The following is a 2,697-nucleotide window of genomic DNA, read 5'->3' on the forward strand; positions in this document are numbered from 1 at the left end:
GTCGCGCTTACAATGAGCAATTTATTCGTGACTATGGGCCTTATATTCATGGTCAAACACCACCACCAATCACTAGCAATGAACCTGTTCTAAAAGGCATTGATGACGCTCGTGTCGCGCATCAATCGTATTTTGACCCGATGTCTGATGTGACCGCGATGGACGATGAAGATGGTGATCTAACCCACCACATCACCGTTGAAGGCCAAGTTAATACTTCAAGTGTGGGCACTTATGCGCTGACCTATTTGGTTGAAGACAGTGATGGCAACCAGACATCGAAAGTGCGTTCGGTTGACGTGTACAGCTCTAAGCCTATCTTCAAGGGCGTCAGTGATACCAGTATTCAGTTCGGTAGTGAGTTTGACTCGTTAGCTGGAGTGAGCGCCTCTGATGAAGAAGATGGCGATCTCACCTCTAGGATTGAAATCTATGGAGACGTAGAAACAAACCGTGTGGGTTCGCAGACGCTGCTATACAGTGTTACAGACAGCGCAAATCAATCCACTACGGTAGAGCGTACTATACGCGTAGTCGATGAAAGCAGCTGCGCTGCTCCGTGGCAAACCAATAATGTTTATGAAGGCGGTGACCGTGTTTTACACGATGGCACAGTGTATGAGGCGGCATGGTGGACACGCGGTGAACAACCGGGAAGCACAGGACAATGGGGCGTTTGGCGCGAAGTGACTGACGCAGGTTGTGATGACACCAATCATGGTGACAATGGCGCCGGTGATGACAATAACAATGGTGATGACAATAACAGTGGTGACACGGATAACGGCATCGATACGGGTAATGAAAATGGTGACAGTAATGGTGGCAACGGCAATACAGACAACGTCACCGAATGGATTCCTGGTCAAACACAAGCAAGCAATGGCGATATGGTTAGTTACCAAGGCTCTTGTTTTGTCGCGAAAAACAACCCAGGAGTTTGGGAAACGCCAACTCAAAGTGCAACCTGGTTTTGGGATGAAGTGTCTTGCCCATAATCTTACTCGCCTTATTACCTAACAAACGTTAATTTCAAACTGCATACTTGTTAGCTAACGCACAAGAGGCAACGCACAAGAGGCAACAGCATTCTGTTGCCTCTTTATTTCATCCTCTTATTTTTCGCTTTGTCCGTTTAATGAGTTTATCTTGAGGCTTCAATACTGGCCTGAGTAAACGCAGGATAACCAGAAGGCCGATCATTATTCACATTGACTCGGAAATTGCTGTCTTTCAGCGGAATAGTCGCAGATCCATAGTTGAAGCTGTTGAGCTTGTTTCTCATTGATTGATTAGATATTCCCTCTCCCGTTAACTGATACCAGCTGGTGATCGTTGGTGTTACCCAATAGCGATAATGGTTTTCAGCGAGCTCTGTAGATTTGGCGAATCGGAAAGCGTGTGTCAAAGCACCCTCTTTGTGATAGACGAACTTAATGTGATCGCCCTGCATAGGCAACTGCCCAAGTGGTTTCGTTTTTAGCTTACCGTGCGCGCTGTAACTGCCATGGGTGATGGCTCCATTTTTAGTCCAAACGGCAACATGTTCCCAATCGTGGCGGTGACCAATCCTATCAAACCGACGTAGCGCCTGATCTTTCTCGAAATATAAAGCATAAAAGTGCCCGCAATAAGTGCTTCCTTGTCTATCAATGCAGACATAACGATGTAATGTATTAGACATTTTCAGAAAGCCTGCATCTCGACAATTTTCGTTGAGTTCCCCGGAGTTATCTAACCCTGAGTTTTTCTTTCCTCTTCGACTTATCCCTGCGACCGGATAACAGCCGTCTACATCAAAATCGAATACAGGCTCTTGACCCTTAATCTTGATATCTGAAGGTAGGGCTTCATCCAGCCTAGGGAATTCTTCAGCATTCACGCCAAAGGCCACTGACGTTATAGCTAGAATACCTATCGTAGTATATCTCATTGGCTTTCCTATATTTAAAATGATAAATTTAACAATAAGAATACAAAGATAAAATAACTTACCAGGAGATACTAGAAATCAGAGTGTTTAATAATTTAATTTTTCATTACCTATCAGGTTATAAAAATAACTTGATCTTTATACATATTAAAACCATCTATTATTATTTTTTTATTTACTAGATAATATAATGCAATTGTCTTTTTATTCATCTCTCCCATAAAATGCTTCTTCATGTAAAGGAAGGTGAGCGTTAAGAGCCCAGCTGCCCTTATAACCTATACGTACCGTTCTCAGCCCTTCTTTTAAAAACTCTCGCTTTGTTGTTTTATTCGCCAATTGCTTACGATTCAGGCTAGCCATGGTGCCATGATTAAATACGGTCATCGTCATCGACACCTTATTCATTGTTGAATCTTGGCCGTAGTAACCGGCTACGGCTAAGTTAGTTGCTGCGCTTTCCAAGGCATTAACGCCTATCGTACTATACCGATCGACGGTATTAGATAAACTTTGCTTTTTATCGATTGATTTGGGCTTAACCCTATACGTGTAGCTCGTTTTCATCGATTCAAGATTATATTTCCCTCCTGATTTCGCTACTTTTAAACTGGCTAGTGGAGAACTCGCCAGAACCAGGGTATCCGCGATAGCCCCTAGCCAAAGAGCAGCTTGGGTTAGCTTAGATGCCGTTAAACTGTTGGATGAACCGATCGCACCACCAGTTACCGATACAATTTGTGAAGCCACTCCTAAAGACCCCG

The 2,697-nt window shown here is 43.8% G+C and carries 2 protein-coding genes and 1 pseudogene; 1 reads left to right on the plus strand and 2 read right to left on the minus strand.

Features of this window, described 5'->3' with window-relative positions:
• A partial coding sequence (locus ACP45E_RS20205; protein ID WP_141707451.1) for an immunoglobulin-like domain-containing protein occupies positions 1-998 on the plus strand: 998 nt, incomplete at its 5' end.
• Between the two features lie 146 nt (positions 999-1,144).
• On the opposite strand, the gene ACP45E_RS20210 is transcribed toward ACP45E_RS20205, so the two are convergent.
• Complete coding sequence (locus ACP45E_RS20210) at positions 1,145-1,933, minus strand: NPP1 family protein (RefSeq protein WP_017037405.1); 789 nt, start codon at positions 1,931-1,933, stop codon at positions 1,145-1,147.
• Positions 1,934-2,137: 204 nt separating this feature from the next.
• Positions 2,138-2,697: pseudogene (locus ACP45E_RS20215) on the minus strand (RHS repeat-associated core domain-containing protein); the annotation flags it as partial.

This window comes from Vibrio genomosp. F10 str. 9ZD137, assembly GCF_049974785.1.
In the GTDB taxonomy this organism is placed as follows: domain Bacteria; phylum Pseudomonadota; class Gammaproteobacteria; order Enterobacterales; family Vibrionaceae; genus Vibrio.